Origin of the sequence: Halomonas sp. 707D4 (genome assembly GCF_024158685.1) — a bacterium.
GTDB lineage: Bacteria > Pseudomonadota > Gammaproteobacteria > Pseudomonadales > Halomonadaceae > Vreelandella.
Map to the genome: position 1 here is coordinate 1 of NZ_JAMZBD010000230.1, position 4,886 is coordinate 4,886.

The 4,886-nt window shown below is 64.7% G+C and carries 5 protein-coding genes and 1 pseudogene; 2 read left to right on the forward strand and 4 right to left on the reverse strand.

Annotation, left to right across the window (positions count from 1 at the left end; genetic code table 11):
* On the reverse strand, positions 1–1,111 hold a 1,111-nt coding region (locus BIS11_RS10730), incomplete at its 3' end, for a TonB-dependent receptor plug domain-containing protein (RefSeq protein ID WP_253586034.1).
* A 199-nt stretch (positions 1,112–1,310) separates the two neighbouring features.
* Here BIS11_RS10730 and BIS11_RS10735 point away from each other — a divergent pair.
* A complete protein-coding gene (locus BIS11_RS10735) occupies positions 1,311–1,484 on the forward strand; it encodes a YqaE/Pmp3 family membrane protein (protein WP_227388478.1) in 174 nt (57 codons plus the stop codon).
* Between the two features lie 87 nt (positions 1,485–1,571).
* On the opposite strand, the gene BIS11_RS10740 is transcribed toward BIS11_RS10735, so the two are convergent.
* Positions 1,572–2,825 carry a dicarboxylate/amino acid:cation symporter gene (locus BIS11_RS10740; protein WP_253586035.1) on the reverse strand — a complete coding sequence of 418 codons (1,254 nt, stop codon included), beginning with the start codon at positions 2,823–2,825 and terminating at the stop codon, positions 1,572–1,574.
* Positions 2,826–3,201: 376 nt separating this feature from the next.
* Between BIS11_RS10740 and BIS11_RS10745 the strand changes: the two genes are divergently transcribed.
* On the forward strand, positions 3,202–3,408 hold the full coding sequence (locus BIS11_RS10745) for a cold-shock protein (protein WP_227388484.1): 207 nt from the start codon (positions 3,202–3,204) through the stop codon (positions 3,406–3,408).
* An 80-nt stretch (positions 3,409–3,488) separates the two neighbouring features.
* Here BIS11_RS10745 and BIS11_RS10750 read toward each other — a convergent pair whose 3' ends face one another.
* Entirely contained in the window at positions 3,489–4,358 is an 870-nt protein-coding gene (locus BIS11_RS10750; RefSeq protein WP_253423453.1) for a putative RNA methyltransferase, read from the reverse strand.
* A gap of 119 nt (positions 4,359–4,477) precedes the next feature.
* Positions 4,478–4,886 (reverse strand): annotated as a pseudogene (locus tag BIS11_RS10755) (XRE family transcriptional regulator); the annotation flags it as partial.

Genomic DNA, 4,886 nt, shown 5'->3' on the forward strand with positions numbered 1-4,886 from the left:
CGCTCACATCGAAACGAAAGCGGTCGTCCTCCTGGCGCGCGACATCCATACCGATGACATACTCCAACGGCAGCGCCCCGAGCTCGATGGCATGGTGATACTCGGCGCTGCCCCCGAAGTAGTCACGCTTATAGCCCAGGCGGCTGTCGCCCACGTAAGGCAGTTGCTGCTCGAAATCGCGCCGGGCGTAGAAGCCTTTCACGTAGAGCTCGCCCGGCCCGGCGCCCAGGTCCTCGTACTGCAGGCCGAGAAGCTGCTGGTCGACGCGCTGCCCGGCATCGAGCGCCAGGGCGTTGGGCGCGGCCTGGTCGCGCCCCAGCGCCACCTCGCGGGCGTTGAGCGCCCCGGGATCTTCCGAGCGCGGATTCTCCAGCAGGTTGACGATGGCGGTCAGCGCGCGCTGGCTGCCGAGCTCCCGGCGCAGCTTGGCGTTGAGCAGATACTTTTCGGTGGAGCTTTGCTCGCGGTAGCCGTCCACGTTCAAGCCAGAAAGACTCACATGGTGCGACCACTCGCCGTTCTGGCCACCGTGTTGCAGCGCGAGCTTCTGGTAGCCATCGCTGCCCGCTTCCACGCGCACCCGCGAGCCCGGCGCGCTTGCACCATCGGCGGTGGTGATGTCGATCACCCCGCCGGCGGCGTTGCCGTACGCCACCGAGGAGGGCCCGCGAATCACCTCGATGCGCTCGGCGCTGTCGAGATCGATGGCATCGAGCGCCGCCTGGCCGTCCGGCAGCGTGTAGGGAATACCGTCCACGCGCACGACGATGCCGCGCACCCCGAACGGCGCCCGCGCACCGAAGCCGCGAATGGCGATGCGCTGCCCCTGGGCGAAGTTGTCGCGGTTCTGCAGAAAGACCCCCGGCACGCGCGACAGCGACTCGTCCAGGCGCACCCGCTGCTGCCCTTGGGCGATCGCCTCCTCGTCGAGGGTCGAGATGGCCGCCGGCGTCGCGTAGAGCTCCCGCGAGAGGCGCGGCGCGCTGACTTCGATAGGCGCGAGCACGGTCGCATCGGCGGTGGCGGTGGCGGTGGCGGGGGCCTGCGCCAGCGCCGGGACGCTCGCGGTGACGCCGAGCAGCAGCACGGAAGATGACAAACGCTTGTCCATGAAATCTCGTCTTGTGGGCGGTGAAAGGAGAAAAGCCGTGGCTCAAGGGTAGTCCCTAACGCCGCCTCGAACGATACCTTGGATCAAATCGAGGCCAATGCCGTGTAGATGCAAATGACTCGCGCAGCGCGCGGCCAATAACTACACTTTCAGGTGTCAGACGACAGGTAGTGATTTCGCCGCAAGCAAAGGAGGCTTTATGGCACTGACCGCCACCGACCCGATCAAGATGATTTTCGCCGTTCTGCTGCCGCCGCTGGGCGTCTTTCTGGAAGTGGGGCTGAAGGGCCACTTCTGGCTCAATATCCTGCTGACGCTGTTCGGCTTCGTGCCCGGCATCATCCATGCCTTCTACGTGATCCTGAAGTACTGATCCTAAAGTACTAATTCTGAAGTACTAGCAATTTCCCCTCTGCACCCGCCTCGGGGCGCCTTGACGGCTCCCCGAGGCGTTTTCGAATCAGCCGTGCTCACCGGGCGATGCCGTCCCCTCCTCCAGGCGCTGACCTTCGCTGCGGGCGATGATCGAGGTGCCCACCAGGTCGCCGGTCACGTTGAGCGCCGTCGCCCCCATGCCCACCAGCGCATCGATGGCGGTCAGCAGCACCACGGTCTCGATGGGCAGCCCGACCTGGGCGAACACCGTGGCGATCATGATGATCCCGGCGCCGGGCACCCCCGCCGTACCCACGGAGATCAAGGTACCGATCACCACGATCTGCACCATGCTGGCCAGATCCAGCGGGGCGCCGACGACGTTGGCGGCGAACACCGCAGAAATCGCGATGCGAATGGCCGCGCCGTCCATGTTCATGGTCGCCCCCAGCGGCAGGCTGAAGCCGTAGACGTCCTGGGAGATGCCCAGGCGGCGGGCGGCGTTCATGGTCAGCGGCAGCACCCCGGCGCTGCTCTGGGTGGCGAAGGCCGTGGTCATGGGCGTGCGCGCCTCGCGAAAGAAGCGGCGCAGGCGAATGCCGAACAGCCGCATCACCACACAATAGATCACCAGCTGCACGGCCAGGGCGACGTAGAGCACCAGCACCATGTCGGCCAGCGACAGCAGGGTCTCGAAGCCTTGGCTCGCCACGGTATCGGCGACGATGGCGAACACCCCGATCGGCACCACGTGCAGCACGCCGGCCATCACCTTCAGCGTCATCGCGTTCAGTCCTTCCAGGGTGCGATAGAGATGCTCGGCCACGGCCCCTTGCGTGTCGCTTTGGCGAAGCTTCATCAGCGCGATGGCGAACACCAGCGCGGTGAAGAGAATGCCCAGCAGGTTCTGCTCGGCGAAGGCCTCGATGATGTTGCCGGGCACGATGGAGAGCAGCACCTCCGTGAGCCCCGGGTTCTCCGGCACCGAGACGCTGGCGTTCTCGTCCAGCGTCATGCCGCTGCCGGGATCGAACAACGTCGCCACGCAAAGTCCCACCACGATGGCGAAGGCGGAGGACGCGAGATAATAGAGCAGCACCTTGGCGCCGACGCGCCCGACCCGATCGAGCGAAGCCTGGTTGACCCCGACCATCAGCGTGAACAGCACGATGGGCACGATCAGAAACGTCAAAAGCCGCAGTACCAGATCGCCCAGTGGCGCCAGCCACTCGCTGACCGCCTCGCCCCCCAGTGCTCCGACCACCACGCCCAGCACCAGCGCCACCGTGACGCGCAGGATCAACGAGGTGTGCAGATATCCTTTCAATAGTGCCGTCATGTCACTCATCCTTCGTCAAGAATCCCTCTGACCATACGCCAGACGCCGCCTCGCCCGGGCGGCCTCGAAAGGAAAGGATAACGAAAAGCCAGGAAACGCGCCCGATCGATTAAAGGCACGAGCGCTTCGACGACGAGCAGGCTCGAAGCCGCAGTACGGCATAAAACGACCGCTTACTTAGCAAAAGAAGCGAAAAAACTTTGATTCGCAGCCTGAATCATGACACTGTGGCGGCAGTTGGTTAGCAAGCAGCATGGTTTCAGTAGCGTACGATCTTTTCGGCAGCCTGATAGCGTCTTCCTTGTTTCACCCGCTACTTCAATCTGGGTAATACCAGGAACTTCACGACAGCGCTTCGGCGCGAAAGGATTTAGACATGGCAACTGGCACAGTCAAGTGGTTCAACGATTCCAAAGGTTTCGGCTTCATCGCTCCGTCCGACGGCGGTGACGACCTGTTCGCTCACTTCTCCGAGATCCAGGCCGACGGCTTCAAGACTCTGCAGGAAGGCGCAACCGTCTCCTTCGACGTCACCCAGGGCAAGAAAGGCCTGCAGGCGTCCAACATCAAGCAGACTTCCTAACATCCGTTAGCACTCTGCTCGGGCGCAAGCCCAACCACAAGGCCCGCTCATGCGGGCCTTGTTGCGTCTGGGCCAAAAACTCACGCGTGAACGGTCTTGACCCAGGCGTGCAGGCGCACATCCACCGTGAGGCTCAACGTCGTCAGTGCCTGCGCGCGCTCCCGGCCCTGGGCGCTCGCCCGGTAAAGATGTGGCGTCATGGCCAGAAGATCGGCAATCGCCGCTTGGTCGTCGAGGGTCAGGGTCTCGCGAATGCGCTGCTCGTCTCTGACTGCGAACCCCGTCGGCGGCTTGGGCGGCGCGCTGCGTTCGGGTTTAAGGCTAGGGTAGATGATCTCGCGCAGCTCGCGAAGATGATCGCCCCCCGCCTCCGCCTGAATCCACACCCCGCCCGGGGCCAGCACCCGGGAAAACTCTTGCATCACCGGAAAACCGAACAGGCACAGCAGGCGATCGACGCTCTGGTCCTGAATCGGCAGGTTGGCGTTGCTGCCGACCAGCCAGCGGGCCTCCTTCAGGTGATCGTCACCGCTTGCCCGCGCCTGCCTGGAGGCCTGCTGCACCGCCCACTTGGAGATATCCAGCCCGACGAGCGCCAGCGCCGCGTCACCGGCCAGACGGGCTAGCTCACGCAGGTAGTACCCCTCGCCGCAGCCGGCGTCCAGGCAGCGAAGCGGCGAACTCGTGCAACCTTCGAACACGGCTTCGCTCACCGCCTCGGCGACTTTGCGGTAGTGCCCCGCGTTCAGAAAGCGCTGGCGCGCCGCCACCATCTCCTTGCTGTCGCCGGGATCCGCGGAGCGCTTGTTCTGCACCGGCAGCAGGTTGACGTAGCCTTGGCGCGCGATATCGAAACTGTGCCCCGTCGGGCAGCGCCAGCTCGATTCGAGGGGGTGGAGAGGCTGGCCATCCAGCGGGCAGGCCAGCGCCTGGAAGGAAGTCGACGACATTGCAGAACTCTGGAGAAAGGGTGTAAGGCGCGGTGATACCTCACGCCATCGGCGAGCGGCCGCGACAGGGTATCAAAAGTGTCCCGCGCTGGCGCCTTGAAACGCTGCTCGATACGGCGTCACGACGAGACGTCGCGTGATGGAGGCTGACGCGCATAGTCCTGGAACAGCCCGTGCTGCCACTGGCGCACCGCCAGCACCGAGGTGGTGCCGAAACGCTGGCCGATGGGCAGCACCTGCTCGCGTTCGCACAGGGCGTGGAACTCCTTGGCCAGGCGCTGGACGATCTGCTGCCACTCCTGGTTGCCGGCGCGCGACAGCAGACCGTTGAGCACCACGAGCTTTTCACTGTCGGCCTCGAAGCGCGAGCGGAAGAAGTCGCCGGCGATGTGCGCCTGGAAGAACTGCTGGATCGGCCCGCCCGGGCGCCAGCGAAAGTTGGCCGCCACCCGGCGCTTGATGCGATTGCCCGGCAAGAGTTCGATCAGCCCCAGCTTCTCGAGGGCGAGCAGGTGCGTCGTGCACTGC

Excerpts from the sequence above, each read along its gene's own strand:
- BIS11_RS10750 (WP_253423453.1), bottom strand. The coding sequence starts at position 4,358 with ATGTCGTCGACTTCCTTCCAGGCGCTGGCCTGCCCGCTGGATGGCCAG.
- BIS11_RS10745 (WP_227388484.1), top strand. The coding sequence starts at position 3,202 with ATGGCAACTGGCACAGTCAAGTGGTTCAACGATTCCAAAGGTTTCGGC.
- BIS11_RS10740 (WP_253586035.1), bottom strand. The coding sequence starts at position 2,825 with ATGACGGCACTATTGAAAGGATATCTGCACACCTCGTTGATCCTGCGC.
- BIS11_RS10735 (WP_227388478.1), top strand. The coding sequence starts at position 1,311 with ATGGCACTGACCGCCACCGACCCGATCAAGATGATTTTCGCCGTTCTG.